Genomic DNA, 25,720 nt, shown 5'->3' with positions numbered 1-25,720 from the left:
CCCCGTCATGACGACACGCGAATACGACTACATCATCTGCGGCGCCGGTTCCGCGGGCAACGTGCTCGCGACGCGCCTGACGGAAGATCCGAACGTCACGGTGCTGCTGCTCGAAGCGGGCGGCCCCGACTACCGCTTCGACTTCCGTACGCAGATGCCGGCGGCACTCGCCTATCCGTTGCAGGGCCGTCGCTACAACTGGGCCTACGAGACCGATCCCGAGCCGCACATGGACAACCGCCGGATGGAATGCGGCCGCGGCAAGGGCCTCGGCGGCTCGTCGCTGATCAACGGGATGTGCTACATCCGCGGCAACGCGCTCGACTACGACAACTGGGCGACGCACAAGGGCCTCGAGAACTGGACGTATCTCGACTGCCTGCCGTACTTCAAGAAGGCGGAGACGCGCGACGTCGGCCCGAACGACTATCACGGCGGCGACGGCCCCGTATCGGTCACGACCAGCAAGCCGGGCGTGAACCCGCTGTTCGAGGCGATGGTCGACGCGGGCGTGCAGGCCGGCTACCCGCGCACCGACGACCTCAACGGCTACCAGCAGGAAGGCTTCGGCCCGATGGACCGCACCGTCACGCCGAAGGGCCGCCGCGCGAGTACCGCGCGCGGCTACCTCGACCAGGCGAAGGCACGGCCGAACCTCGAGATCGTCACGCACGCGCTCGCCGATCGCATCCTGTTCGACGGCAAGCGCGCATCGGGCGTCACGTATCTGCGCGGCACCGAGCGCGCGACCGCGCATGCGCGCCGCGAAGTGCTCGTGTGCAGCGGCGCGATCGCGTCGCCGCAATTGCTGCAACGCTCGGGCGTCGGCCCCGGCGCGTGGCTCAAGGAACTCGACATTCCGGTCGTGCTCGATCTGCCCGGCGTTGGCCAGAACCTGCAGGATCACCTGGAGATGTATATCCAGTACGAATGCAAGGAGCCGGTGTCGCTGTATCCGGCGCTCAAGTGGTGGAACCAGCCGAAGATCGGCCTCGAATGGATGCTGAACGGCACCGGTCTCGGCGCGAGCAACCACTTCGAGGCGGGCGGCTTCATCCGCACGCGCGACGACGACCTGTGGCCGAACATCCAGTATCACTTCCTGCCCGTCGCGATCAACTACAACGGCTCGAACGCGATCGAGATGCACGGCTTCCAGGCGCACGTCGGCTCGATGCGTTCGCCGAGCCGCGGCCGCGTGAAACTGCGCTCGCGCGACCCGAACGATCATCCGAGCATCCTGTTCAACTACATGGCCGAAGCGCTCGACTGGCGCGAGTTCCGCGATGCGATCCGCGCGACGCGCGAGATCATGCGGCAGCCCGCGCTCGACCGGTATCGCGGCCGCGAGCTGAACCCGGGCGCCGACTGCAAGACCGACAAGGAACTCGACGCGTTCGTGCGCGCCCGCGCGGAAACCGCGTTCCATCCGTCGTGCTCGTGCAAGATGGGCTATGACGACATGGCCGTGGTCGACGAAGAAGGCCGTGTGCACGGGCTGGAAGGCCTGCGTGTGGTCGATGCGTCGATCATGCCGATCATCACGACCGGCAACCTCAACGCACCGACGATCATGATCGCCGAGAAGATCGCCGACAAGATTCGCGGCCGCAAGCCGTTGGCGCGTGTCGACGTGCCCTACTTCGTCGCGAACGGTTCGATGGCGCGCAATGTCGCGAAGGCGGTGCGGCAGCCGGAAACGGCGTAACCGCGCGAGCGCCCTCTCCGGCGCGCAGCGGCAACATGCACGGCTCGTGGCGTTCTCGCCGCGAGCCGTTTTTCATTTCATTCGGCGCGCTCTCCGCCCGTACTGAAGCGCGTGATGGTCGCCCCCCTCGGCCGCACCCGTTTCGTGCGCACGATCGGATTCGATCGCGACGTGAAGCTCATCGCGCCGCGTAGCCGATCGAACGCGACATCCTCCTGCCTCCCGAAGCGGCCGATCGTCGGCCACGCGAGCGTGTCATCGAGCCACGCCTGCCATGCATCGCCATGAAAACGACGCGCGAACGCGCGCACCATGCCCGGCGCGGCGATCACGATGCCAGCCAGCAGGTAGTACGCCCAGAAACTGCCCGCGCCGACGAGCCGGTCGAGCCGGCACACGGCCACCGCCGCAAGCAGGCCGTCCACCGACGCGAGATCGGTGCGGCGTTCGCGAATCGCCCGTGCGACCAGATTGTGCCGACCGCCGTACGCGGCGAAGGAAATCCCGTTGCCGCCCGCAAGCTCCGCGCAGAACACCGCGAGCGCGGCCATCTCGTCGACGCGCGCGGCATCGTCGCGCGGCCCGCAGACGCGCAGCACGATCGCGTCGATGACGGCCCCCGGTCCGGCCGACGGCTCCACGCAGGCAGCCGCGACGGCCGCGCGTCGCTCTCTCAGGTTCTTCGCAGGCGGCGGCCCTTCGTCGCTCGCGAGTCGCGCCCGCGTTTCGTCATCGTCCAATTCGTCGCTGCCGGGCGCGACGCCGCCGGCAATCCGCTCGAGCGCGGCCCAGCCGTCGTTCGGATCGTCGAAGGTCCACGCATCGATGAAGCCGTGCGCCGCATCGAATGCCGCACGCGATCCCGGGCAGCATCGCTCCGCGTGCGCGAGCTGCCGCGCATCCGGAACGTGCGTGCACGCATCGGTCGCGTCGCACGCGCAGCCGCCACCGTCCGTTGCAAGCCACGGCGCGAGCTCGTGCAGGACGGCGATCGCGTCATGCGACAGGGTCGCGCCGGCACGCACTCGAGCCGCGTGCGTCGGTGTGGCGGCCATCGCGCCGGCGTCGGCCGTCGCCACGCGCGCCGCATCGTTCAGGTGGTCGATCAGGTACTGAAGCCACGCGGCCGTGCGCAGCCGGTCGGGCGTCGCAGCGCGGGCATCGCCATACTTCGCTGGGTCGGTGAGCATGGGGGGTCCGGAATGGTTCTGGCAAATCGAAACGATCGTTCCGTGTCCGTCGTCGCAGGCGGCGCGGTGCGTCGCACCGGCCGCTGCATGGCCGCCCGCATCGGATCGCGACGCAGACGGCCGGCCGGTCGTCACGCCGATACGCGCGACGACGCGAATGCATCGCGAAACCGGATCGCACGCCGCGCATCGTTGCACGGCCCTCGTCCCGGCGGGCGTCCGGTTCCGACCATGCAACGCTTACTGCACGTGGAACTTCGGCGACGTGGCAACCGTGCCGCTGACCGTGCAGTCCGGCGTCAACACCGCGTTGTTGAACGTCAGCGACGAATTCGGATCGCTCCACGTCGTCACGACCTTGCTCGGTCCGCAGGTGCCGAGCAGCGAAACGGTCACCTTCGCGTTGTTGATCGACAGTTGCGTCGTGCTGTCGGCCTGGCCCGTCCACGGCGCCGCGCTGGTCGCGCTGCCGCTGATCAGGCCGCACGTCGCGGCGCCGGTGAACGTCGTCGACGTGATGTTGACGATGCCCGTCGAGGAGATCGTGCCGTTGAACGTCGCGTTGCAGGTCGCGTTGATCGACCCCTTGGCCAGGACCGTGAGGCCCGTCGCGGAGAACGGCTCCCCGTTCGGGTTCATGGCCTGCCCGTCGGCGCGCGAAACGGTCACGGCGAAAGCAGGCGCGGCTGACGCCGCGGTGAATGCCACTGCAGCAACAAGCGATACGATTTTGCGAATGCTCATTTGAACTGCCCCCTCTCTCTTCACAAATGGCGGCATGCCGCCAGGAACGCGACGCCCCGGCCGGATCGGCCCGGCCGCTCGGTCGCAGGAAACCGCCGGCGCGCGACGCACGCCGGGCGGCTCAGAACTTGTAGGAAATCCCGACGAACGTGATCAGCGGATCAGCCTTCAGGCGCGTGCGCGTGGTCGCGAGCGTCGAGCCGTCCGCGGCCTTGATCACGAGCGACGAGTAGGTCTTCAGCGGCATGTACGTGAGCGTGGCCGTCAGCCCCCAGTGCTTGTCGATCGCATAGCTCGCGCCGACGTTGTAGACCGGCGTGAACGACGACGACGCCTTGCCCTCCACCGAGGTCGGCCCCGGCTTGCCGGCGCCGGCCGCGAGCACGCTGCCGAGGTTTTCGTTGATGTCCTTCGCGAAGTTGCCGTTCAGTTCGATGTTGCTGAACCAGCTGTAGGCCACGCCGATCCCGACGAACGGGCGAAACTTCGCCGTCGGCGCATTGAAGTAGTACTGCAGAATGATCGTCGGGCTCCATTGCCGCGCGTTCTTCACGGCAGGCTGGTTCGACGGATTGTCCATGTTGACGCTGCCGAGCGAGCCGGCCGGGCCCGGCGGCCGGATCACGCCATGCCCGGTCAACGTGAACTCGGGCGGCACGCCGAGCACCGACGTCACCGCGATATGGTCGGTGAAGAAGTGCGTGAGCGTGAGGCCGACCGTATCGGCGTTGTTGACCGTCAGGCTCGTGCCCGGCGAAGTGAACGACCCGGGCAGCCGCAACGGCCCGTTGATCGGCATGCTCGCGAGATTCGTCGTCAGCCCGTTGGTCGAATCCTGCGGCATGATGTGCAGCCAACCCAGCGTCGCGACGTTGTCGCCCGCCTGCTGGGCCGATGCGAGCGTCGACGCGCCTGCGACGACAACCGCGACAATCAGCTTCTTCATGAAGTCTCCCCCTCATTCTGTCGGCACGCCGCGCAGCCTTGCGCGACGCGACCGTGTCTCCATCCGCGCGCGGTCACTGCACGAACGCGCCGACCGTGAAGTACGGATTGCTCGTATCGGCCATGTCGAGGAAGCCGAACACGCCGCCCGTAAACACGAACTTGCCGGTCGCCGGCCCCGATGCCGCGTCCGCGTGCACGGTCGTCACGACGCCCGGCACCTTCTGCGTGTAGTCGAGATTCAGCGCGCGCGTGAGCACGGCCTGGGACGCGTTGAACGGATCGAGCAACGTCGCCTGCGCACCGACGAGCGCGGTCGCGCGGTAATTGAACGCGCTGTCGACACCCGTGTACTCGCCGTTCTGCGAGCCTTCGGCGATTGCCGACTGCGGGCTCAGGAACGAGATGCCCGATTCGTCGTCGGCGCTCGGCGGGCCCTGCGTGAGGTCAGCGTTCGCGGCACCCGTGCGGATGAAGACGGGCACCAGCTGGTTGCGCAGCTTGCCGACGATCAGGATGCCCTTGCCGGCCTTCGACGGATCGAGCGCGGCGAGCGTCGGCGGAATCTGCGGCTGGTAGTTCAGCGACTGGAACGCCGATGCATCCGGGCGCAGCGTGAACGGCTGGTTCACGGTCGCGCTCGATGCGAGCGGCTGCCCGCCGTTCTTCTTGCCGAAGTTGTCCGTCTCGACGTAGCTGCCGTCCGCGTTGATCGTCACCTGCTGGTCGAGCGCCACCGGCTGGAAGTTCTGCGACGGCACCTGGTGGTAACCGAGCTGGTTGTACGTGCCGGCGATCTTCGACAAATCGGTTTCGAGCGACGAGAAGCTGATGAACGGGTAGTACGGAAACGTCGTCTTCGGAATCCTGCCGACGCCGATCACGCCGTCGAACTGGATCGTCGCGCCGGGAATCGCGCCACCCAGCACACCTTCGCCGAGGAACAGGCGGGCCGGCCGGCTCGGGTCGAGGCTCGCGTTCTGCATCCTGAACGTGCACTGGTTCAGCTTGGCGGTCGGCAGGCCGGTTTCGTCGGCCAGTGTGCCGTCGACGACGTTGGCCGGCGCCGTGTCGCGCGTCGGTTGCACGGTGCCGGTGGCCGTCGGCACCGGCGACGCGAGGTAGGTCATCCGGTACGTCATCTTCGTCGTGTCGAGCTGCACCTTCACGAGCTCGCCCGAGCCTGAGCCGCCGATGAACACCGTGTTGTAGTCGATCGTCTGCGGGCACAGCCGGACCACCGGCGCGGGCGGCGGGTCGCCGTCGCCGCCGCACGCGACCAGTACGGGCGCGAGCGATGCCGCGGCCATCCAATGCTTCACATTCATAGGAATCCTCTTGAATTTAGATTCGCCGGCGGCGACGCGCGCGCCGCCGGTGTTCCATGTTCGCTACGCCGTTACTGGACGAACGCGCCGACCGTGAAGAACGGATTGACCTTGCTGTTGTTGACGACCATCGCGTAGATGTTCCCGGCCGTCACGAGCCAGCCGGTGTCGCCCTTGCCGAAGATCGCCACGTTGCCGTTCGCGCCCTTCGCGTTGAAGTCCTGCGAGGCCGTGACCTTGATCTTGCCGGGCGTTGCCTGCGTGTAGTCCAGCGCGAACTGCGACGTGACCGACGACGTTTGCGGGTCGATGAACGCAGCGGTGGCGCCCTGGAACAGCGTCGACGTATAGTTCGCCGCGATCGTCGACACGGCGGTGCCGTCGTTGCAGCTGCCGGCCTGTGCCAGGAAGAAGGTGCCGTCGAACGTGCCGGGCAGATCCGGATGCGGGATGTTGTTGTTGAAGCTCGGCCCCGCCGTCGCGATCGCGAACGTCGCGGTGCTCGGCGCCACGATACCGCACGCGGACGCGCTCGTTGCGCCGATGAAACCGCCCTTCAACGAATTGGCCGCGACGGCCGTGGTCCGCGACAGCATCGAGATGCCCACCTCGGCGTCGGCAACCGACGCCAGCAGGTTGCTCGGGTCGATATGCGTGTAGCCCACGCGAATCACCACCGGCACCAGCACACCGTTGAGCTTGCCGACGATCATGATGCCCTTCGCCTGGCTCGGCGCGACGATGACGATGGCCGAGCCCTGCCCCGCGAACGGATAGACGAGGCTGCCGCCGGCGCTCGCCACCGGATGGCTCACGAACACGTTGTCGGACGAGCCGTCCGCGTTCTTGCGCAGCGCCCACGGCGTTCCGGTGGTCTGGCACGAGTAGTCGCTGCCGGCCGTGATGGTGCACGAGCCGTCCGCATTGAAGGTCTGGTTCCAGTTGACCACATCGGGCTGCCAGCCGACCGCCCCCGTGCTGCTCTGCGCGCTGCCGCCAACCGGCGACAGATGGATGCCGAGTTCGTTGTAGTTCCCGGCGACCTTCGAGAAATCCGTTTCGGTATCGGTGAAGCCGATGAACGGATAGAAATCGAAAGTGCGCGACGGCACGGTGCCGAGCACGATGCCGGGGAACGGCTCGAGACCGGCGAACGCGATCGTCGCGCCCGGAATCCCGCCGCCGACCACGCCGTTGCCGACGAACAGCATCGGCGGATCCGCGCGATTGATCGTCACCGCATACGCGCCGTCGCTCGTCGCGCCGCTGTCGAGCACGAACGCGCAGCGGTTCTGCTCGGCGGTCGGCAGATTGGTCGGATGATGGAATGCACCGCTGATCGTGAGGCCCGCGCGCGTGTCGTTGACCTGCCCCGCCGACGTCGGCACCGACGATTCGATGAACTGCATCTGGTAGGTGAGCTTCGTCGTGTCGAACTTCACCTTCACGTATTCGCCGCTGCCGGCGCCGCCCGTGTAGGTCGTCGTGTAGTCAAGCGAATCCGGACACAGCTTCGTCACGACGGGCGGCGTCGTTTCCGCGCCGCTCGGCCCGCATGCGCTGCCCGAGCACTGCGGCACGTTGATCGGGCCCGGATCGTCGCCGCCGCCGCAACCGGCAACGAACGGCAGCGCCAGCACGGCGCACGTCAGGATCGCCTTCCACCAATCAGGAATGCAAAACATCAACCCCTCCTTTTGAGGTACGACAGGTCTCGCCCGAACGGGCTGCGTGGCCCGCCGGTTGGTATCGCGCCGCCGCGACGTCGCGCGGCGCATGACGATGCGCGCAATGCGCGCCGCGTTGCCGGCCATGCAAATGCGATCCGGATCGCTGCGGCAGGCAAGCGCTATCCGGCGCCGCCGTCATGCGGCACGGCGCCATCGGGGAAATCGAAATGGAATGTGGTGGGCCGCTACAGCGACATCGCGTTGCGATGACGCAGGCATGCGATGCGCGTCGTGCCCGCATCCGGCGAAAAGCACGGAATCGGCAGTGCGGCAAGGCCCTCGGATAGGCGTCTCATGTATTGGTCTCCGTACGTACGCTTGATTCGTTATCGTGATGCGACGTTTGTCGAGACTATGATCGGACGATCCGCACAAGTAAATGGATGCAGAGTTCCAAACGTGCCGGCCTGCGAGATCCTAGTGCGAGCACGGTTTTTGACACTTTTTCAAACAGCCTTCAATTTATTTGCTCAGACAAATACCCAGGCCGTATAACGCGCGTTTGAAATGTCGGCGGTCGCCCCGCGCGAGCCCCGGCGTGCGGGCCTCCGGCGGCCCGCATGCATGCTGCGGCGCAACCTTACACGTCGATGATTGCGAGTGTGCCGGAGCTACCGGGCAGCACCGCGTGACGTGTGCCGGCGACCGCGAGATACATCTGCCCGGCCTCCACGATCACCGTCTCCCCTTCGACCTCGAGCATCAGCGTGCCCTCGAGCACCAGCAGCCCTTCGTTGTAGTCGTGCACTTCCGCTTCGTACGGCTGCGCGTCCATGCGCAGCACCTTGATCCGTGCCGGCCCGACCTCGCCGACGATCGTGGATTTCCATGCAACGGCCTGCGCGGCCGCGACGGATCTGAAATCGATCAAAGACATGCGCTTCGCTCCGGGAAGTGACAGGAACGCATTATCGCGAGCGCGGCGCCCGCCGTCCCGATACGGCGCAACGCCGCTCGGGCGGCACAGTCGCCGCCCGCCCTTCCGGCACGCGCAAACGCGATCGACGCCCGGTTGCCGGAAAACGGCACGCATTATTCGCCCGATTCGAATAAAGCATCACTTTATTGAATGGCACGCCAAGATTGGCCGCAAATCCGGCACGGGCATCGCACATCCTTTGCATCGAAATGCATTTCCATCTTCCGATTGCTAATATGGCGGTCCTGCGATCCCGCACCACAACGCCGTTCGACATGACGCCCGTTCGCCATGCCGCACCCGACACCCGTCGCTTCGCCGCGGCGGCACCGGGCACGCGCGGCGCGCGGCGTCGGACCGACCGGCCGTGCCATCCGTGAGCATGCAACCGATCCTTTCCGTCTCCGACCTCTCCAAGACTTACGCGTCCGGCTTCCAGGCGCTGAAGCACGTGACCCTCGACATCCGCCCCGGCGAAATCTTCGCGCTGCTCGGGCCGAACGGCGCGGGCAAGACCACGCTGATCGGCTCGATCTGCGGCATCGTCACGCCGACCGAAGGCCGCGTGACCGTGGGCGGGCACGACATCCGCGATCAATACCGCGCGGCCCGCGAAATGATCGGCCTCGTTCCGCAGGAGCTGACGACCGACGCATTCGAAACCGTGTGGGCGACGGTGTCGTTCAGCCGCGGGCTGTTCGGCAAGGCGCCCGATCCGGCCTACATCGAAAAGACGCTGAAGGCGCTGTCGCTGTGGGACAAGCGCGACAACAAGCTGATGACGCTGTCGGGCGGCATGAAGCGCCGCGTGATGATCGCCAAGGCGCTGTCGCACGAACCGCGCATCCTGTTCCTCGACGAGCCCACGGCCGGCGTCGACGTCGAGCTGCGCCGCGACATGTGGAAGCTGGTCGACTCGCTGCGCGAAAGCGGCGTGACGATCCTGCTGACCACGCACTACATCGAGGAAGCCGAGGAAATGGCCGACCGGATCGGCATCATCCTCGGCGGCGAGCTCGTGCTCGTCGAAGAGAAGCGCGAGCTGATGCGCAAGCTCGGCAAGAAGCAGCTGACCGTGCAGCTCGAGCATCCGCTCGCGAGCGTGCCGGACGAACTCGCCGCGTTCGGGCTCGAACGCGCGGACGACGGCGCCGCGCTCGTCTACACGTACGACTCGCAGCGCGACGACGCGAGCATCGCAAAGCTGATCAACGCGCTCGGCGCGGCCGGCATCGGCTTTCGCGACCTGCATACGACGCAGAGCTCGCTCGAGGACATCTTCGTCAGCCTGATCGACAACCGCCGCAACGGCACACAAGGGGCGTAACACACATGGCGAACTGGAATTGGCACGGAATCCGCGCGATCTACCGCGCCGAAATGGCCCGCACTCGCCGCACGCTGATGCAGAGCATCATCGCGCCGGTGATCTCGACGTCGCTGTACTTCGTCGTGTTCGGCTCCGCGATCGGCTCGCGCATCAGCGACGTGAACGGGATCGGCTACGGGTCGTTCATCGTGCCGGGCCTCGTGATGCTGTCGCTGCTGTCGCAGAGCATCTCGAACGCGTCGTTCGGCATCTACTTCCCGCGCTTCACGGGCACGATCTACGAGATATTGTCCGCGCCGGTGTCGTACTGGGAGATCGTGATCGCGTACGTGGGCGCGGCCGCGTCGAAGTCGTTGCTGCTCGGCTTGATCATCCTCGCGACGGCCGGCCTGTTCGTGCCGCTTCACATCCTGCATCCGTTCTGGATGGTGCTGTTCCTCGTGCTGACGTCGATCACGTTCAGCCTGTTCGGCTTCGTGATCGGCATCTGGGCCGACAGCTTCGAGAAGCTGCAGCTCGTGCCGCTCCTGATCATCACGCCGCTCACGTTCCTCGGCGGCAGCTTCTATTCGGTCGACATGCTGCCGCCCGCGTGGCGCATCGTCACGCTGTTCAACCCGATCGTCTACCTGATCAGCGGCTTCCGCTGGTCGTTCTACGGGCTGGCCGACGTGCACGTGGGCATCAGCCTTGCCGCGACCTCGCTGTTCCTCGCGATCCTGCTCGCGGTGGTCGCGTGGATGTTCCGCACCGGCTACAAACTGAAGAACTGACCGGGCGCGCCACGGGGTTGCCCCGGTTCGCGGATCCGGAGCGGCACTGCTAGACTGGATCGGAAGATCGACTGCCGCCGTGTGCCGGCACCGCGATACGCGGTGCGCGGGCCGCGCGGCTCCGCCCCTTCCCTGCGCGAGGATCCCCGATGAGCGCCTCCCGAATCGACGCCGTCCGCGACGGCCTGTTTCGCGCCACGTCCTACGTCGACACGCTGAATCTGAGCTTCAGCCAGTTCTTCGTACGATCGCCGCACGGCGACGTGCTGTGCGTCGAAACGGGCACGCGTTCCAACTTCACGCAACTGAGCGCGGCGCTCGACACCGTCGGCATTGCGCCGTCGATGGTCAGCAACGTGATCGTCCCGCACTTCGAGGCCGACGAAATGGGCGCGCTGCCCGACTTCCTCGCGGCCAACCCGGCGCTGGTCGCGTACGGACATCCGATGTGTACATGGGGGCTTGCCGACGTGTTCGGCGTGCGCGCGATTCCGCTGAAAGACGGCGAGCAGACGACGCTGTCCGGCATCGACGTCGTGCCGATCTTCACCAAGCACGTGCATCAGTGGGACGCGCTCGTCGTGTATCTGCCGGCGTACAAGGCACTGCTGTCGTCGGACATCCTGATGCGTTTCGGCAAGGAGGAGACCGACGACCCGCTGCCGGCGATCCTCGACGCGATCACGCGCTCGGACTACCTGCCGTCGCTTGCACACCTGGCGAGCGCATTGCGCCGCATCCAGACGCTCGATCTCGACATCATCCTGCCGATGCATGGCCCGGCGATCACGCACGACATCGCGCGCGTGATCGCCGGTGTGATTGCGCATTGCGAGGCGGCCGCGGCGTAATGCACGCGCAGCCGCGTGTGATCGCCGTGCACGGCAGGCCGTCGCCGGTCAGGCGCCGGTCACGACGAATTCGGCGGCCGCCTTGCTCTGGATCGCGGCCATCACCGCAAGTTCGCGCTTGCTGCGCGGCTCGCCGGATATGACGCCCGTCGCATGCTTCGCCTTCGCGCCGAGCGGGAAGAACACGAACGACGCGCCGGCCGGCGCATCCGGCTCGGCACGCAGGCGCTTGTTCAGAATCTTCAGGTACTTTTTCTTCGAGACTTCCTTCGTTGCCATGGCGCCCTCCACGTGAACGTAATGCTGACCAGCATACCAGTTTTGACCGGCGGCTCCGGCGCGCTGCAGCATGAGCGGCCTGCACGCGAATCCGCCGGCCGGCGCACGCGGTCATCAGATTTTTTTTCGCTCGATGTCGATTCGCGCGCGCGCCATGCGTCGTAGTGTCGTAACCGATCGTTTTGCCGTCCGCATGGCCGGCCGGTTGAGGACTCCCCTTTCACGTACAAGGAGTAGCGACAATGCGCGTCATGGTAATCGTCAAGGCCACGGCCTTTTCCGAATCGGGCACGATGCCCGACACCGAACTGCTGGCCGCGATGGGCCAGTACAACGAGGCACTCGTGAAGGCCGGCGTGATGCTGGCCGGCGAAGGGCTCCACCCGAGTTCGCGCGGCAAGCGCGTGCACTTCTCCGGCAAGGACCGGACCGTCATCGACGGCCCGTTTGCCGAAACCAAGGAACTGATCGCCGGCTACTGGCTGTGGCAAGTGAATTCGATGGAAGAAGCCGTCGAATGGGTCAAGCGCTGCCCGAATCCGATGCCCACCGAATCGGACATCGAGATCCGCCAGGTCTTCTCGCCTGAGGACTTCGGCGACGCATTCACGCCGGAACTGCAGGAACAGGAGGCACGGCTGCGCGCGGAGATCGGGAGCCAGCACGGGGCGTAGGTCGGGCAGCGGCGCGGGGCGATACGGGCGAGCCCGGCGGATTCGCCGAACGGTTAGATCGATCGGGTTTGACGGCACCTCGCCGAGTAACGTATCGTTTTGATACGTTACTCGGCGAGGTCTTGTTATCATGCATTCCCGTTTCGATCGCTTTCGCGCGACGCCCCTCGGCGCGCAGCTCGAGGCGCTGATCGCGCAGCCCGAGCGCTATCTCGAATTCGCGGCGCTGTCGCGCGTCGGCGTCGCGGCGATCGGCGCGGTCCAGCATGAGATCGCGCACAAATTCCCCGAAATCGAAGGCGATACGACGGCCCGGCAGTTCTGCGGCGCCATGGTTGCCGACGTGATGCGTCGCCACGGGCACGACGTCGTGCAGGCGCGCGGCCGGATTGGCGGCACGCTGTTCAGCTACGGTGCGGTGTTCAGCCCGTTTCCGCTGGTGCTGCCGTTCGCCGACGTCGTCGCCGCGCTGGCTGCGATGCCCGACCGGCTCGCCACGTATGCCGCGCACGTTCCTGGCCCGCTCATCACGCGCCGCCCCGCCGGCACGGGTTTTTCGTTCGTCGAACATGCGTGCCACCTGCGCGACCTCGATGCGGTATTCGCCGCACGCATCGAAATCGTGCGCACGCACGAACTGCCCGTGATCGAGTCTGTCGACGGCACTATGCTCGCCGCGCAACGCAATTACCTCGCCCAGGCGCTCGACGACGCGCTCGCCGCGTTCCGCACCGGCCGTGCCGCGCTATGCGCGTCGGCGGCCGCACTGGAACCGTCCGAACGCCAACGCTGCGGGCTGCGCGACGGCGTCCGCCGGATGTCGCTCGAAGAACTCGTGCGCGAATTGCTCGATCACGATCGCACGCACGTGCTCGAGCTCGACGAACTGCTGGCCGAACTCGAATTGCCGCCACTTCCGCTATCGGATGCCCAATGAACCGGCCCACTCAACCTGTCGTCTTCGTCCACGGCTTCATCGGCACCTTCGACGTGCCCGAATGGCCCGGCCCGCATCTCGCCCCCGACCTGCTCGGCTACGGCATGCATCGCGACACGCCGTCCGATACGATCGCGCTCGCCGCGCAAGTCGAGCATGTGCGGCAAGCAATCGACACGCACTTCGGCGTACAACCGGTCGATATCGTCGGTCACTCGGTCGGCGGCGCGATCGCGATGCTGTTCGCCCACGCGCATCCGGCGCGCGTGCGCCGGATCGTCAACGTCGAAGGCAATTTCACGCTCGACGATGCGTTCTGGTCGGCGTCGGTTGGCCGCATGTCGGCCGCGCAAGCCGACGCGATGCTCGATGGCCTGCGCCGTGATCCGTCAGGCTGGCTGAGGCGCTCGATCGATGATCCGTCGCCACGCCAACTCGACGACGCGCGCCGCTGGCTCGCGCATCAGCCCGCATCGACCTTGCGCGCGACCGGACGCGCGGTCGTCGCGACGACGGGCAAACCCGATTATCTGCAGGCGCTGGCCGAAGTATTCGAGCGCCATCCGGTGTGGCTTGTCGCAGGCGAACGCTCGCGTGCGGGCTGGCACGTGCCGGACTGGGCGCTCGTACGCTGTGCCGGCTTCGAAACGATCGCCGGCTGCGGGCACCTGATGCCGGCCGAGCGGCCTGACGTGTTTCGACAAACGCTCGCACGCTGCCTCGCCTGATACGAACGCCCCCCGCCACCTGACAACCCGTAGGTTTCGCCGAAATTTGTCTGAAAGGCACGGTTGCTAGAGTCGCCTCACAGGGTTTTCCCGATGCGAGGCTCCATGAATCTGGTACGCGCGTTCTGGCTACTGCTGCTGCTCGCCGCCGCGGGCCCGGCCCTCGCTTTTCAGACGCGGGTCGTCGCGATCCCGAGTGCCGCGATGAACCAGACGCTGAAGGCGACCGTCGTACTGCCCGACGACTACACACGCCCGCGCCACGGCCCGGAACGCAGCGTCGAGCGCTTTCCGGTCGTCTACCTGCTGCACGGCTCCGGCGGCGACCACACCGACTGGACCGCGAACACGCACATCGCCGCATTGGCCGATCGCTACCGCGTCATCCTCGTGATGCCCGACGGCGGGCACGAAAGCTGGTACATCGACAGTCCGTTCGACTCGGGCAGCCGTTACGAAACCTTCGTCGGCGACGAAGTCGTGTCGTATGTCGACATGCACTTCCGATCGATCGCGACCAAGGGCGCGCGCGCCATCACCGGGCTCAGCATGGGCGGCTTCGGCGCGCTGCGCATCGCGCTCGACCGGCCCGACACGTTCGGCGCGGTGGGCAGCATCAGCGGCGCGGTCGATCCGCGCTGCTGCGAGGACGAACCGGGCATCGATCACGTATTCGGCGATCCCGGCCGCCATCCGTCGTTCTGGAATCGCAATGCGATCGTCGAAAGCGCGCGCGCGTTCGTCCGCGCACATCTGGACCTGACGATCGACTGCGGCCGCGACGACTCGTTCGTCGGCTCGAACCGCACGCTGCATCAACGGCTGGTCGCGCTCGGCGTGCCGCACGACTATGCGGAGCGTCCGGGCGGACATACTTGGGACTACTGGGCACACGCGATCCGCTACCAGATGCAGTTCTTCGCGACGTCGTTCCAGCACGGCGGCTACGCTTAGCAGCGGGTTGACATGAAGATGGCGGTGGTCGGCGCGCTCGCGCATTTCGCGGCGCGCGAGCACCTCACGACGCTGCAGTCTCTCGTCGCGCACGACTGCATCAACCTGCGCATGCCGACGAACCAAAACGAAAAACCGTAGCGGCGCAAGCACAAGCGGACGCCGCGAATTGCGTTCAATTGCCGTGCGTCGCGTCGGCGCTCACCATGCGATCGAAGCATTCCTGCGCACGCGCCAGCTCGTCGAGCGCGCGATCGAGGCGCGACATTGCACGTGCATACCCGGCCGACGAGATGTCGTCGTCGCTTTCGCCGCGCACGGCGCGAAACGCCTGCTCGACGTTGCGCGTCGCTTCGACGAAGCGTTGCGCCGCTTGAGCTTCCCGCGAACAGATGTGGGTCGACATCGACACTTCTCCCTCAGGATTGCAGTGTGAAGCAAGCCGACGCCCAGCATGCGTGGTGCGCATGTCGGCGGCGTGAACGACGGCGGGCAGCCCGCGTCGACGCACGTCCACCGCGCGGCGCGCTTCGTGGCGATTGTCGCGCGACGCTCGCCGATCCGCCATGGCGAGATTGCAACAAATTCTTGCGCGCACTGAGTCGGCGGCCACTCGCACGCGTGCCGCTACACGCGCATTCAGCTTTCCCGTTTCGCAACACGCGCCGCACATGAGCGGCGCGAACGTCACGCGCGCCCGATGCGCGAATGCGCGAGACCGCCGAACGCGGCCGCTTCGCCGGGCGACAGATCGAACAGGTCGCCGGTGAGCTCGCGCGGATGCTCGGCCGCCGGCCGGCTGCGCAGTCGCGCGACATGCGTGGGCGCGACGTACGCGGCCGCCGTTTCGATCGGCGGCACATCGAACAAGTCGCGCGTGACGCCGCGCACGGCATCCGTCGGCGAACGGCCGCGCAAGCGCGCGACCAGCTCGACGAAGCGATCCAGATCACCGGCGCGCGTCGCCTTGTTGACCTCGGCGAGATCGCGCGCCTTCAGCACGCACGGCTGCGCGAGCCGCACGAAATACGGCGCTTCGAGTTCGACCGACAACGCGAGCGGATAGCTCTTGCCGGTTTGTTCCTTCGCGCGCCCGACGCAATCGACCACGGCCGCGCCCTGCGCGACGCCGAGCGGCTTGCCCGTGCTCACGCTGCGCAGATGATCGGGAAACACGCGCAGTTGCGTGCCGACCGTCAGTGCGGTGGACGATGCGCAGACGAGTGCGTAGTGCTGTTCGCGACGCCGGCCCGACGGCAGCGTCGAGCGGCTCGCGATGAACGTGTGCGGCGGCAGCGGCCGCACCTGGCCGCTGGCATCGATCCATGCATTCCACAGCAGTGCATCCTCGCGCCGGCGCTCGCCCGGCCGCGTGCGCGACGCGACCGGCGAAAACAGCGCGAGCAACGAGCCCGTGCGATGCGCGGCGACTTGCGCGCTATTGCCGAGCGGCTGGTTGATCCCCCACAGAAAACGCCCGCCCCCGAGCCGGCGCTCCCATTCCTTGCGGAGCACGACGGTCGGCAGTTCCTCGCCGGACTCGGTACCGATCTTTGTCCAGCAGAACGTGGGAGGGAGGTGTTTCAGTGTCATCAACTTTCTCGGGATACAGCCTCGCCGGTGACAGCAAGCCCATTCAACAACCGTAACTGTATAGGTATAATGCATCGCATGGAAGCCCCGGACCACGATTTTCCTGTTCAAGACCTGTTACGCCGCTTGATGGCGGATACGCGCTCGTCCAGCGAAATTGCGCGGCTTTCCGGCGTGAGTCAGCCAACCGTGTCGCGTCTTCGGCTGTCGAACGGACATCGGTTGCGACGCAGCGCGCCATTCAACAAGCTATGCAGTTTCTATGGCGTCGATACCGGCCCGGCCCGCCGCCGGTACAACGACCTGCTTCGCGACGCGATCGTCGATGCCTGGGACGGCTCCGACGAGCACGGGCGCGCACTGCTGGTCGTGATTCAGGGGCTGAAGGATCTGCAGGCGAAGGCCGACGACGGGTGACCCTCACAGGCGTTCATGAATGGCAGGAAGGCTGAACTGAAAGCATCCAGCGAGCGGGCGATGGCGAGGAAGATTCGTCATCGCCCGTTTTGCATCAGGCGGCGCGGCACGATGCGGCGGCCGGCGCGTCGCTGAACGCAGGCGTCGCAAGCACGCCGCACGCCCGGCACCGGCGGCGTTTCAAATATTTTTTACCCATGGTTAAAAAAGTTTGACACGCCGTTTTCACTGAGATAACTTTTGCGCAAGCCTCCGGAAAGCAAACGCGAGCCGGCAAGCCATCACGACGCGCGGCGCGGCCGAAACCGCCGATCCGTTTCATTCCGTCGCCGCACGCGCGTCGCGTCGTGTTTTCCCGCAGCGCAACACCGCAGCTCGCAACATCCCCGCCTCATCGAATGATGTCGTTCCGTCTCACCTGGAGGGGCACGCGATATGCGGACATTTAATTCGTAGTCCTGCATTACATGTGGTACGAAGCCGCTGCCTTCCGATCCGAGCATGCAGCCCGGCGTTGTGTCGATGGCGCGGTTTCCCTTTCGTTGCATGCAGTAATCGGCCCGGCCCGCAGGGGGCGTATCGCGGAACGGTCGTATCCACACAATCAAAAGAATGAGGTCGGCAATGCAATTTCATTTCAGAGGATCGCGCCGCGCATGGCTACCCGCGCTGGTCGCGGCCGCGACGCTCGCCGCGTGCGGCGGCGATGACGGCGGCAGCGTGGCGGGCGTGTCCGCACTCGCGCAAGCGCAAGGGCAAGGGCAAAACCAGGATCAGCAGGGTGACGATGCGCAACGGCGCGTGTCGCCGTCCGGTGTCCCGTATGCGAATCCGGCCAGCGGCGGGCGCTACAAGCCGGTGATCGCCAACGGTCAGGTACAGCCGTCGCTATCCGGCGGCACGATCGAGGAAAACGCGTGGGTCGACACGCCGGTCGACTCCGACGGCGACGGCACGCGCGACCGCATTCACGTGCGCATCGTACGTCCGTCGGAAACCGCCAACGGCGCGCGCACGCCCGTCATCGTGCTCGCAAGCCCGTACTACGCAGGGCTCGCCGACAGCCCGAACCACGACGTCGACGTCGAACTCGACGGCACGCCACATCCGGCCGCCACTGCGGCCGCGGCAGCCAATGGCGCCTCCGCGCGCATCATGGCCGCGGCGCCGCAGACGCGCATGTTGCAGCAGCTCGAGGCAGCCGCGGCCGGCCGTTCGTGGATCGAGGGCTACTTCATTCCGCGCGGCTTCACGATCGTCTATGCGGATTCGCTCGGCACCGCCGGTTCCGACGGCTGCCCGACGATCCTCACCCGCGACGAATCCGTCGCGATGGCGTCGGTGATCCGCTGGCTCGGCCGGGATGCGACCGCGAAGGATGCGAGCGGCAAGCCGGTCGTCGCGAACTGGTCGACGGGCCACGTCGGCATGTACGGCGTGTCGTACGACGGCACGCTGCCGAAGATGGTCGCGAGTTTGCGCACGCGCGGGCTCGACGCGATCGTGCCGATCGCCGGACTGTCGAACATGTACGGCTACTACCGCTCGGGCGGGCTCGTTCGCGCGCCGGAGGGCTATCAGGGCGAGGACGTCGACGTCTATATCAAGGCACTCCTGACGAACGCGCATCCGGAGCGCTGCACGCATCTGATCGACGAGGCGTTGCAACAGGAAGATCGCAAGACGGGTGACTATTCGCCGTTCTGGGCCGCGCGCGACATTCCGACCGCACACGCGGTCGCGCCGGCACTCGTCGCGCAGGGGCTGACCGACGACAACGTGCGCGTCGACCAGTCGACCTCGTGGTATCTGGCGATGCGGCGCCAGGGCGTGCCGACGCAACTGTGGCTGCATCGCCTGAAGCACACCGACCCGACGCGCGTGCCGGCAATGGCCGATGCGTGGACCGCCGAAGTGAACCGCTGGTTCACGCGCTATCTGATCGGCGTCGACAACGGCGTCGAACGCGATCCGCGCGCGGTGGTCGAGCAGGCCGATGGCACGCTGCTGAAGGAAGCCGACTGGGCCGCGCGGCACGCCACGCCGGTCGCGTACTTCGCGGGCGGCGACGGCACGGGCACCGGCACGCTGTTGCGGGTGCCGAGCGGCGGCCCGCTTGCGCGCTTCACCGACGATGCGTCGATCCCCGCGCTCACGCTGGCGAACGCCGCGACCGGCGAGCATCGCAGCCGCTTCGAGACAGCGCCGTTCGCGGCCGCGACGCGCCTGTCCGGCACCGCGACCGCGCGCGTGCGGCTGACCTTCACCGGTGTCGCGAACGTGACGGCACTACTGGTCGACCGCGCACCGGACGGCTCGGCGACGATCGTCACGCGGGCATGGACCGACCCGCGCAATCGCGTGTCGGACTGGTTCTCGCAGCCCGTGCTGCCGGGGATGCCGTACGACCTGAAGCTGACGTTCATGCCGCGCGACTACAAGCTCGAAGCCGGTCACAAGCTCGGCCTCGTCGTGTTGTCGAGCGACAACGAGGCGACGCTGCGGCCGACACCCGGCACGGGCCTCGCGCTCGATCCGGCAGTCACGTCCGTGACGGTGCCGCTGGTTTCGTCCTGAGCCGGCGCGGTCGATCGGCACGACTGACCAACATGCACATGCGATCGCTGCCGATTGCATGTGCATGACGCCGAGTGCCGGCTCACGTTCGTACCGACGCGCCTTTCATTCCTTTCGCACGCGGCGCCGCACCGTTCATACCGGCGTCAGCACCGGCTCCCCCGCGAAATGCCGCGCGGCGTTGTCCAGAAACTGCTGGACCGAACGATCGAACGCCTCCGGCGACCAGCCGCCCATGTGCGGCGTCAGCACGACATTGTCGAGTGCCGTGAGCGCGCGCGGCGGCTCGGGCTCGCCTTCGTACACGTCGAGCCCGGCGCCCGCGATGCGACGTTCGGACAGCGCCTCCGCCAAAGCAGCGGTATCGACAACGCTGCCGCGCGACACGTTCACGAGAAACCCGCCGGGGCCGAGCGCGTCGAGCACCGCGCGATCGATCAGGTGACGCGTGCCGGCGCCGCCCGGCGTCGCGACGATCAGGAAATCGGCCCATTGCGCGAGCGCATCGACCCGGTCGAAATAGCGATACGGCACGTCCTTCGCGGAACGATTGTGATAACCGATCTCGATGTCGAAGCCGGCCGCGCGCCGCGCGCATTTCTCGCCGATCTTGCCGAGCCCGACGATGCCGAGCTTCTTGCCCGACACGTTCGGCGGCATCTGCAACGCGTCGCGCCACACGCCGGCGCGGGCGCTCGCATCGAGTTGCACGACGTTGCGCACCGCCGCCAGCAGCAGCGCGAATGCATGATCGGCAACGCAATCGTCGTTGGTGCCCGCGCCCGTCACCACGGTGATGCCGCGCGCCTTCGCATGCGCGACGTCGATGTGTTCGTAGCCGGCGCCCAGCGCGCTGACGAACGTGAGCTGCGGCATCCGATCGATTTCGGCGGCCGTGAGGCCCGTGCTGCCGTTGGTCAACACCGCGCGGATCGTGCCGCCGTGTTCGGCGATCGCGCGCTCGCGCTCCTCGGCGGTCGCTGCATGATGGACGTCGTATGATGCGGCGATCTGGCGGTGCGCGTCGCCACGCAGCGCGATAAGGACCAGCAGCTCGGGTTTCATGTCAGCAAATGTCCGCAGGCGGGAATGCGTTCCAGTGTAACAACGACACGCGACGCGCGCAGGATGCCCACACGCGCGCTGTGGGCGGGCCGCCGCACATGGTTTGCCAAAGCCGACTCAGTCAAGTAACTTTCGGCGTACGTCCCGTACTGGAGATTGGCCCCGATGAAGCTCGCCCTGCCCGCCCGAATCCTGGGCCTCGCGTTCGCCGCCGCTGTCGTCGCCCCCGGCGCGCATGCCGACACGCCCGTCGTGGTGTCGTCGAAGATCGATACCGAAGGCAACCTGCTCGGCAACGTCATCGCACAGGTGCTGAAGGCCCATGGCATCCCCGTCACCGAAAAGATCGCGCTCGGCACGACGCCGATCGTGCGCAAGGCGCTCACGAGCGGCGAGATCGACATCTACCCCGAATACACGGGCAACGCGGCGTTCTTCTTCAACAAGGCCGACGATCCGCTGTGGAAGAACGCGAGCCAGGGCTACGAGACCGCGAAGAAGCTCGACTACGCGGCGAACCATCTCGTGTGGCTCGCACCGGCGCCCGCGAACAACACGTGGGGCGTCGCCGTGCTCGCGCCGGTCGCGCAAGCGCAGCACCTGAAGACGTTCTCCGATTTCGGCAAGTGGATCGCGGGCGGCGGCAAGCTGAAGCTCGCGGCGTCGGCCGAATTCGTGAACAGCGCGTCCGCGCTGCCGTCGTTCGAGAAGGCCTACGGCTTCAAGCTGAAACCCGATCAGCTCGTCGTGCTGTCGGGCGGCGACACGGCCGCGACGATCAAGGCCGCCGCGAACCAGACCGACGGCGTGAACGCGGCGATGGTGTACGGCACCGACGGCGGCATCGCATCGAGCGGCCTCGTCGTACTCGACGACGACAAGCACGTGCAACCCGTCTACGCGCCGACACCGGTCATTCGCGAGGCCGTGCTCAAGGCGCATCCGCAAATCGCCGAGTACCTGAATCCGGTGTTCGCGAGCCTCGACCTGAAGACGCTGCAGATACTGAACGCGCGCATCCAGATCAACGGCGAACCAGCCGCCGGCGTGGCAAAGAGCTTTCTGAAATCGAAAGGCTTCGTCAAGTGACGGATCGCGCGGTGCCGTCCGCTCGGCGCGTCACGCTCGACAAGGTCGGCATCCTGATCGGTGTCCTGACGATCGTCGCGGTATTCGGCATGCCGTTCATGGTGCTCCGGCCGAACCGCATCGCGGCCGGCACGGGGCTGTCGACATTCGCCGCGCTGCCCGCCGTGCAGGGGGGCGCGCTCGCGGCGTTGTGGGTCGTCGGCGCGTTGTGGGCGATGACAGCGAGCCGCCCCGCGTGGCGACTCGCGGCCGGCTGCACGTGGCTCGCGACGCTCGCCTATGCGGTCGGCGCCGCGGCCGCGCACGTCGTCGCGCCCGACGACGCGCTCGCACGCGTGTCGCCGGCGGCAGGCGTCTGGCTGCTGTTGTTCGCGTGGGCCGTGCTGGTCGCCGACGCACTCGCGCGGCTCGCCTTCGGCCCGTGGCGGCGCCTCGTCGCGCTCGTCGTCGCGATCGCGGCGATATCGGTGCCGCTCGCGAGCGGTTGGTGGGACGGCCTGTCGGTGATGCGCGAATACGCGGTGCGCAGCGACGACTTCTGGCGCGAGGCGATCCGGCACATCGCGCTCGCGGGCGGCTCGGTCGCGGCCGCGCTCGTCGCGGGCCTGCCGCTCGGCATCGCATGCGCGAGAATCGCACCGGTGCGCACCATCGTGATGCCGGTGCTCAATATCGTGCAGACGATCCCGAGCATCGCGATGTACGGGCTGATGATGGCGCCGCTCGGCCTGCTTGCCGCACACGTGCCGCTCGCGGCGGCGCTCGGCATCCGCGGGATCGGCGTCGCGCCGGCCGTGCTCGCGCTGTTTCTCTACTCGCTGCTGCCCATCGCGTCGAGCGTCGCGGTCGGGCTCGAGCAGGTGCCGTCGCACGTGACCGAAGCGGCGCGCGCGATGGGCATGACGCGCGTACAACGGCTGCTGCGCGTCGATCTCGTGCTCGCCTTGCCGGTGATCCTGAGCGGCGTGCGCATCGTGCTCGTGCAGAACATCGGGCTGACCGCGGTTGCCGCGCTGATCGGCGGAGGCGGCTTCGGCACCTTCATCTTCCAGGGAATCGGGCAATCGGCCGCCGATCTCGTGCTGCTCGGCGCGATTCCGACGATCGCGCTCGCGCTGACGGCCGCCGTCGTATTCGAAGCCGCGACCACGCTCGCGAAGGGACGTACCGCATGATCGAGATCGAACGCATCGGCAAACGCTTCGGCGACATCGTGGCCGTCGACGACGTATCGCTGACGATGAAGCAAGGCACGATCACCGCGCTCGTCGGCGCGTCGGGCAGCGGCAAGTCGACGCTGCTGCGCATGATCAACCGGCTGATCGCGCCGAGCGCCGGCACGATCCGCATCGACGGCGTCGACACCGCGAGCGTGCCGCCCGAGCAGCTGCGGCGGCGCATCGGCTACGTGATCCAGGGGCACGGCCTGTTTCCGCACTGGAGCGTCGCGCGCAACATCGCAACCGTGCCGCGTCTGCTCGGCTGGCCGGCCGAGCGCATCGACGCGCGCGTGCGCGAATTGCTCGACCTGTTTCATCTCGCACCGGCCGAATTCGCGGACAAGCTGCCGCACGAACTGTCGGGCGGCCAGCAGCAGCGCGTCGGCGTCGCGCGCGCGCTCGCGGCCGAGCCCGCGATGCTGCTGATGGACGAGCCGTTCGGCGCGCTCGATCCGATCATCCGCAACAAGGCGCAGGACGATCTTTACGCGCTGCAGCGCCGGCTCGGCATCACGGTCGTGATCGTCACGCACGATATCGAGGAAGCGCTGAAGCTCGGCGACACGATCGCGGTGATGGACGGCGGGCGGCTGCTACAGGTCGCGTCGCCGGCCGAGATTCTCGGCAAGCCGGCCGCGGGTGTCGTCGAGCAGCTCGTCGCCGGCGTCGACCGGCCGCTGCGCCTGCTCGCGCTGACGCCGATCGACGCGGTGGCCGAGCCCGGTCACGCCGACGGCGAGCCGATCGCCGCGACGCGCACGCTGCGCGATGCGGTGTCCGAGCTGCTGTGGCGCGGTGTCGATGCGCTGCCGGTCGACGATGGTGGTGGCAACGGCGGCGGCGAAGGACACGACAGACGACGCATTACGCTCGACGCGATCCGCGCGCATGCGAGGAAGCCCGCATGACGACGCCGGATGCAACGCGCGGTACGCGACCGTCGCGTTCGCCCCTTCCCCGCAGCCTTCCCGCGTTCGCGGCGCGTGCGGCCGCGCTCGCACTTCTGCTCGTGCTGCTGCTGCGCCCCGCGTGGCTGCAGGGCATGTTCGCGCCGTTCGCCGACAATGGCGCGCCCGTCATCTACGATCGCGCGAGCCTGCTCGAGCTCACGCTCGCGCATCTCGGCACCGTCGCGTTGTCGAGCCTGATCGGCACGGTGGTCGCGGTCGCGGCCGGCATCGCGGTCACGCGGCCGTCCGGCGCGGACTTCCTGCCGGTCGCGCGCAGCGTCGTCGACATCGGCCAGACCTTCCCGCCCGTCGCGGTGCTCGCGCTCGCGGTTCCGGCCGTCGGTTTCGGATTGAAACCCGTGCTGATCGCACTCGTTCTATACGGGCTCCTGCCGATTTTCGAGAGCACGATCGCGGGGCTCGAAGACGTGCCGCGCGATGTCGTCGAAGCCGCGCGCGGAATGGGCATGAGCGGCTGGCAGCAACTGGTGTCGGTCGAGCTGCCGCTCGCGTTTCCGGTGATCGTGAACGGCATCCGCCTCGCGGTCGTCATCAATCTCGGCACCGCGACGATCGGGTCGACGGTCGCCGCGCGCGGGCTGGGCGACGTGATCATCGCCGGCCTGCAGACGTCGAATACGGCATTCGTGTTGCAGGGCGGCGTGATCGTCGGGCTGCTCGCGGTGCTCGTCAGCGATGCGATCGGTGCACTTGCACGGGTCGCGAGCGCGAGGCGGGCATAGCCTGCATCGGCGGCTCGCCAGGGCCTGTTCCCGCTAATAACGGGCCCTGGCCCACGTATGAAATAGGGGACGAGGGGAGAAATCCGGGCGCGCTGATCGGGACTCCGATATGTGTCCGCGCAACCACCCCGCCCGTGTGACGCCCGCGCCGACACAAGCCTACATCGCGCTTTCACTCGAGCCCGCGCTCGCACACATGCGGCGATTGGCCGATATACTATGCGCCTCCCATTTCCCCGCACTCCACCATGCGACCACGGTTTCTCTGGCTGATCGTGCTTTCGCTCGGCATCGCGCACCAGGCTTCGGCGCAACAGGCGCCCGCATTGCCTGCCTCCGCGCCCGAAGCGGCCGCCTCCGCGCCGGCCGAGGCGTCCGGGCCGTTCGCGAACGATCAGCCAAACGAAGCAAACCGCCGCATCACGTCCTACCTGACGAAGAAATTCGGTGTCGCGAAGGAGCGCGCCGCGAAGCTCGCCGACATCGTGAACATGACTGCGACGAAATATTCGCTGCCTCCGGCACTCGTTTACGCCATCATTTCGATCGAATCGCGCTTCCAGGAAAAAGCGCGCGGCCAGCATGGCGCGACCGGGCTGATGCAGGTCGTGCCCTCCGCACACCGTGGCATGCTGCGCAACGTGAAGGACCTGACCGAGCCGAATGCGAACGTCGAAGCCGGCTCCAGGATCCTGTCCGGCTATGTGCGCGCAGCCGGCGGCAACGTGCAGGCCGGGCTGAAAAGCTATGGCGGATCGAACGCGTATGCGGCGAAGGTGATGCAGCGCGTCGACACGTTCCGCTTCGTGCTCGAACCCGAGGACGACGCGAAGGGCGTGAAAGGCGCGAACGCCGCGAACGATACGAACGCGCGCATGATCCCCGTCAGCGATCTGTCGGCCGCCGCGCCCGCCGCGAGCCGCAACGCCAGGTAAGCGCCATATAGAGAAACGGCGCGTCATGTGACACGCCGCTC

Annotated in this window: 26 protein-coding genes; 16 read left to right on the top strand and 10 right to left on the bottom strand. The window is 67.1% G+C overall.

Annotated features, from left to right (window positions below; all coding sequences use genetic code 11):
* The first annotated feature begins 7 nt into the window (after positions 1-7).
* The gene (betA, locus tag HW466_RS26000; RefSeq protein WP_059504234.1) at positions 8-1,708 is read left to right on the top strand and encodes a choline dehydrogenase; all 1,701 of its coding nucleotides are present in this window, start codon (positions 8-10) and stop codon (positions 1,706-1,708) included.
* 77 nt (positions 1,709-1,785) lie between these two features.
* Here betA and HW466_RS25995 read toward each other — a convergent pair whose 3' ends face one another.
* The 6 genes from HW466_RS25995 to HW466_RS25970 all read right to left on the bottom strand — a co-directional run bounded on the left by HW466_RS25995 (position 1,786) and on the right by HW466_RS25970 (position 8,522).
* On the bottom strand, positions 1,786-2,898 hold the full coding sequence (locus HW466_RS25995) for a hypothetical protein (RefSeq protein WP_151003933.1): 1,113 nt from the start codon (positions 2,896-2,898) through the stop codon (positions 1,786-1,788).
* 240 nt (positions 2,899-3,138) lie between these two features.
* Positions 3,139-3,642, bottom strand: coding sequence for a hypothetical protein (locus HW466_RS25990; protein WP_059504238.1), 504 nt, complete (start codon positions 3,640-3,642; stop codon positions 3,139-3,141).
* A 121-nt stretch (positions 3,643-3,763) separates the two neighbouring features.
* Entirely contained in the window at positions 3,764-4,588 is an 825-nt protein-coding gene (locus HW466_RS25985) for an OmpW/AlkL family protein (protein WP_151003935.1), read from the bottom strand.
* 73 nt (positions 4,589-4,661) lie between these two features.
* The gene (locus HW466_RS25980) at positions 4,662-5,915 is read right to left on the bottom strand and encodes a DUF2957 domain-containing protein (protein ID WP_151003937.1); all 1,254 of its coding nucleotides are present in this window, start codon (positions 5,913-5,915) and stop codon (positions 4,662-4,664) included.
* A 71-nt stretch (positions 5,916-5,986) separates the two neighbouring features.
* Positions 5,987-7,600 carry a DUF2957 domain-containing protein gene (locus HW466_RS25975; protein WP_151003939.1) on the bottom strand — a complete coding sequence of 538 codons (1,614 nt, stop codon included), beginning with the start codon at positions 7,598-7,600 and terminating at the stop codon, positions 5,987-5,989.
* 625 nt (positions 7,601-8,225) lie between these two features.
* Complete coding sequence (locus HW466_RS25970; protein WP_151003941.1) at positions 8,226-8,522, bottom strand: cupin domain-containing protein; 297 nt, start codon at positions 8,520-8,522, stop codon at positions 8,226-8,228.
* A gap of 424 nt (positions 8,523-8,946) precedes the next feature.
* Here HW466_RS25970 and HW466_RS25965 point away from each other — a divergent pair, with 424 nt between their 5' ends.
* The 3 genes from HW466_RS25965 (at position 8,947) to HW466_RS25955 (ending at position 11,518) form a co-directional block, all read left to right on the top strand.
* Positions 8,947-9,891, top strand: coding sequence for an ABC transporter ATP-binding protein (locus tag HW466_RS25965; RefSeq protein ID WP_059504245.1), 945 nt, complete (start codon positions 8,947-8,949; stop codon positions 9,889-9,891).
* Between the two features lie 5 nt (positions 9,892-9,896).
* Positions 9,897-10,667: an ABC transporter permease gene (locus tag HW466_RS25960; RefSeq protein ID WP_059452173.1), complete on the top strand. Its 771-nt coding sequence runs from the start codon at positions 9,897-9,899 to the stop codon at positions 10,665-10,667.
* A gap of 149 nt (positions 10,668-10,816) precedes the next feature.
* Positions 10,817-11,518, top strand: a complete 702-nt coding sequence (locus HW466_RS25955) for an oxygen-binding di-iron domain-containing protein (protein ID WP_151003943.1) — start codon at positions 10,817-10,819, stop codon at positions 11,516-11,518.
* A 48-nt stretch (positions 11,519-11,566) separates the two neighbouring features.
* Here HW466_RS25955 and HW466_RS25950 read toward each other — a convergent pair whose 3' ends face one another.
* Positions 11,567-11,797 (bottom strand): hypothetical protein, encoded by a 231-nt coding sequence (locus HW466_RS25950; protein WP_059452171.1) that lies wholly within the window; start codon positions 11,795-11,797, stop codon positions 11,567-11,569.
* A 242-nt stretch (positions 11,798-12,039) separates the two neighbouring features.
* Here HW466_RS25950 and HW466_RS25945 point away from each other — a divergent pair, with 242 nt between their 5' ends.
* The 5 genes from HW466_RS25945 (at position 12,040) to HW466_RS32145 (ending at position 15,231) form a co-directional block, all read left to right on the top strand.
* Entirely contained in the window at positions 12,040-12,471 is a 432-nt protein-coding gene (locus HW466_RS25945) for a YciI family protein (RefSeq protein ID WP_151003945.1), read from the top strand.
* 130 nt (positions 12,472-12,601) lie between these two features.
* Positions 12,602-13,408 (top strand): DinB family protein, encoded by an 807-nt coding sequence (locus tag HW466_RS25940; RefSeq protein ID WP_151003947.1) that lies wholly within the window; start codon positions 12,602-12,604, stop codon positions 13,406-13,408.
* Positions 13,405-14,136 (top strand): alpha/beta fold hydrolase, encoded by a 732-nt coding sequence (locus tag HW466_RS25935; protein WP_151003949.1) that lies wholly within the window; start codon positions 13,405-13,407, stop codon positions 14,134-14,136. The genes HW466_RS25940 and HW466_RS25935 overlap by 4 nt, the downstream gene beginning before the upstream one ends.
* A 105-nt stretch (positions 14,137-14,241) precedes the next feature.
* Positions 14,242-15,090, top strand: coding sequence for an alpha/beta hydrolase (locus tag HW466_RS25930; RefSeq protein ID WP_174905953.1), 849 nt, complete (start codon positions 14,242-14,244; stop codon positions 15,088-15,090).
* A gap of 12 nt (positions 15,091-15,102) precedes the next feature.
* Complete coding sequence (locus tag HW466_RS32145) at positions 15,103-15,231, top strand: hypothetical protein (RefSeq protein ID WP_269112643.1); 129 nt, start codon at positions 15,103-15,105, stop codon at positions 15,229-15,231.
* A 34-nt stretch (positions 15,232-15,265) separates the two neighbouring features.
* Here the strand turns inward: HW466_RS32145 and HW466_RS25925 are convergent, their stop codons facing one another.
* Positions 15,266-15,496, bottom strand: coding sequence for a hypothetical protein (locus tag HW466_RS25925; RefSeq protein ID WP_059504261.1), 231 nt, complete (start codon positions 15,494-15,496; stop codon positions 15,266-15,268).
* Between the two features lie 281 nt (positions 15,497-15,777).
* The gene (locus HW466_RS25920) at positions 15,778-16,683 is read right to left on the bottom strand and encodes a hypothetical protein (protein ID WP_059504263.1); all 906 of its coding nucleotides are present in this window, start codon (positions 16,681-16,683) and stop codon (positions 15,778-15,780) included.
* Between the two features lie 78 nt (positions 16,684-16,761).
* On the opposite strand from HW466_RS25920, the gene HW466_RS25915 reads away from it, so the two are divergent.
* Positions 16,762-17,100: a helix-turn-helix domain-containing protein gene (locus tag HW466_RS25915; RefSeq protein ID WP_044844401.1), complete on the top strand. Its 339-nt coding sequence runs from the start codon at positions 16,762-16,764 to the stop codon at positions 17,098-17,100.
* A 624-nt stretch (positions 17,101-17,724) separates the two neighbouring features.
* Complete coding sequence (locus HW466_RS25910) at positions 17,725-19,677, top strand: Xaa-Pro dipeptidyl-peptidase (RefSeq protein WP_174905954.1); 1,953 nt, start codon at positions 17,725-17,727, stop codon at positions 19,675-19,677.
* Between the two features lie 135 nt (positions 19,678-19,812).
* Here HW466_RS25910 and HW466_RS25905 read toward each other — a convergent pair whose 3' ends face one another.
* A complete protein-coding gene (locus HW466_RS25905) occupies positions 19,813-20,742 on the bottom strand; it encodes a 2-hydroxyacid dehydrogenase (RefSeq protein WP_151006653.1) in 930 nt (309 codons plus the stop codon).
* Positions 20,743-20,907: 165 nt separating this feature from the next.
* On the opposite strand from HW466_RS25905, the gene osmF reads away from it, so the two are divergent.
* The 5 genes from osmF (at position 20,908) to HW466_RS25880 (ending at position 25,679) form a co-directional block, all read left to right on the top strand.
* The gene (gene osmF / locus HW466_RS25900; protein ID WP_151006654.1) at positions 20,908-21,831 is read left to right on the top strand and encodes a glycine betaine ABC transporter substrate-binding protein OsmF; all 924 of its coding nucleotides are present in this window, start codon (positions 20,908-20,910) and stop codon (positions 21,829-21,831) included.
* Positions 21,828-23,006: an ABC transporter permease gene (locus HW466_RS25895; RefSeq protein WP_174905955.1), complete on the top strand. Its 1,179-nt coding sequence runs from the start codon at positions 21,828-21,830 to the stop codon at positions 23,004-23,006. The genes osmF and HW466_RS25895 overlap by 4 nt, the downstream gene beginning before the upstream one ends.
* On the top strand, positions 23,003-23,959 hold the full coding sequence (locus HW466_RS25890; RefSeq protein ID WP_059799938.1) for an ABC transporter ATP-binding protein: 957 nt from the start codon (positions 23,003-23,005) through the stop codon (positions 23,957-23,959). The genes HW466_RS25895 and HW466_RS25890 overlap by 4 nt, the downstream gene beginning before the upstream one ends.
* Positions 23,956-24,744, top strand: a complete 789-nt coding sequence (locus HW466_RS25885) for an ABC transporter permease (protein WP_151004929.1) — start codon at positions 23,956-23,958, stop codon at positions 24,742-24,744. The genes HW466_RS25890 and HW466_RS25885 overlap by 4 nt, the downstream gene beginning before the upstream one ends.
* A gap of 248 nt (positions 24,745-24,992) precedes the next feature.
* Positions 24,993-25,679 carry a lytic transglycosylase domain-containing protein gene (locus HW466_RS25880; protein WP_060329926.1) on the top strand — a complete coding sequence of 229 codons (687 nt, stop codon included), beginning with the start codon at positions 24,993-24,995 and terminating at the stop codon, positions 25,677-25,679.
* Positions 25,680-25,720: the final 41 nt, after the last annotated feature.

The sequence above is a fragment of the Burkholderia territorii genome, from assembly GCF_902833055.1.
Taxonomy (GTDB): Bacteria; Pseudomonadota; Gammaproteobacteria; order Burkholderiales; family Burkholderiaceae; genus Burkholderia; species Burkholderia territorii.
The sequence above is the reverse complement of the archived record's forward strand: the minus strand, read 5'-3'. Positions and strand labels throughout refer to the sequence as shown.

Coding starts and splice junctions, on each gene's coding strand:
- betA (WP_059504234.1), top strand. CDS start 8: ATGACGACACGCGAATACGACTACATCATCTGCGGCGCCGGTTCCGCG.
- HW466_RS25995 (WP_151003933.1), bottom strand. CDS start 2,898: ATGCTCACCGACCCAGCGAAGTATGGCGATGCCCGCGCTGCGACGCCC.
- HW466_RS25990 (WP_059504238.1), bottom strand. CDS start 3,642: ATGAGCATTCGCAAAATCGTATCGCTTGTTGCTGCAGTGGCATTCACC.
- HW466_RS25985 (WP_151003935.1), bottom strand. CDS start 4,588: ATGAAGAAGCTGATTGTCGCGGTTGTCGTCGCAGGCGCGTCGACGCTC.
- HW466_RS25980 (WP_151003937.1), bottom strand. CDS start 5,915: ATGAATGTGAAGCATTGGATGGCCGCGGCATCGCTCGCGCCCGTACTG.
- HW466_RS25975 (WP_151003939.1), bottom strand. CDS start 7,600: ATGTTTTGCATTCCTGATTGGTGGAAGGCGATCCTGACGTGCGCCGTG.
- HW466_RS25970 (WP_151003941.1), bottom strand. CDS start 8,522: ATGTCTTTGATCGATTTCAGATCCGTCGCGGCCGCGCAGGCCGTTGCA.
- HW466_RS25965 (WP_059504245.1), top strand. CDS start 8,947: ATGCAACCGATCCTTTCCGTCTCCGACCTCTCCAAGACTTACGCGTCC.
- HW466_RS25960 (WP_059452173.1), top strand. CDS start 9,897: ATGGCGAACTGGAATTGGCACGGAATCCGCGCGATCTACCGCGCCGAA.
- HW466_RS25955 (WP_151003943.1), top strand. CDS start 10,817: ATGAGCGCCTCCCGAATCGACGCCGTCCGCGACGGCCTGTTTCGCGCC.
- HW466_RS25950 (WP_059452171.1), bottom strand. CDS start 11,797: ATGGCAACGAAGGAAGTCTCGAAGAAAAAGTACCTGAAGATTCTGAAC.
- HW466_RS25945 (WP_151003945.1), top strand. CDS start 12,040: ATGCGCGTCATGGTAATCGTCAAGGCCACGGCCTTTTCCGAATCGGGC.
- HW466_RS25940 (WP_151003947.1), top strand. CDS start 12,602: ATGCATTCCCGTTTCGATCGCTTTCGCGCGACGCCCCTCGGCGCGCAG.
- HW466_RS25935 (WP_151003949.1), top strand. CDS start 13,405: ATGAACCGGCCCACTCAACCTGTCGTCTTCGTCCACGGCTTCATCGGC.
- HW466_RS25930 (WP_174905953.1), top strand. CDS start 14,242: ATGAATCTGGTACGCGCGTTCTGGCTACTGCTGCTGCTCGCCGCCGCG.
- HW466_RS32145 (WP_269112643.1), top strand. CDS start 15,103: ATGAAGATGGCGGTGGTCGGCGCGCTCGCGCATTTCGCGGCGCGCGAG.
- HW466_RS25925 (WP_059504261.1), bottom strand. CDS start 15,496: ATGTCGACCCACATCTGTTCGCGGGAAGCTCAAGCGGCGCAACGCTTC.
- HW466_RS25920 (WP_059504263.1), bottom strand. CDS start 16,683: ATGACACTGAAACACCTCCCTCCCACGTTCTGCTGGACAAAGATCGGT.
- HW466_RS25915 (WP_044844401.1), top strand. CDS start 16,762: ATGGAAGCCCCGGACCACGATTTTCCTGTTCAAGACCTGTTACGCCGC.
- HW466_RS25910 (WP_174905954.1), top strand. CDS start 17,725: ATGCAATTTCATTTCAGAGGATCGCGCCGCGCATGGCTACCCGCGCTG.
- HW466_RS25905 (WP_151006653.1), bottom strand. CDS start 20,742: ATGAAACCCGAGCTGCTGGTCCTTATCGCGCTGCGTGGCGACGCGCAC.
- osmF (WP_151006654.1), top strand. CDS start 20,908: ATGAAGCTCGCCCTGCCCGCCCGAATCCTGGGCCTCGCGTTCGCCGCC.
- HW466_RS25890 (WP_059799938.1), top strand. CDS start 23,003: ATGATCGAGATCGAACGCATCGGCAAACGCTTCGGCGACATCGTGGCC.
- HW466_RS25885 (WP_151004929.1), top strand. CDS start 23,956: ATGACGACGCCGGATGCAACGCGCGGTACGCGACCGTCGCGTTCGCCC.
- HW466_RS25880 (WP_060329926.1), top strand. CDS start 24,993: ATGCGACCACGGTTTCTCTGGCTGATCGTGCTTTCGCTCGGCATCGCG.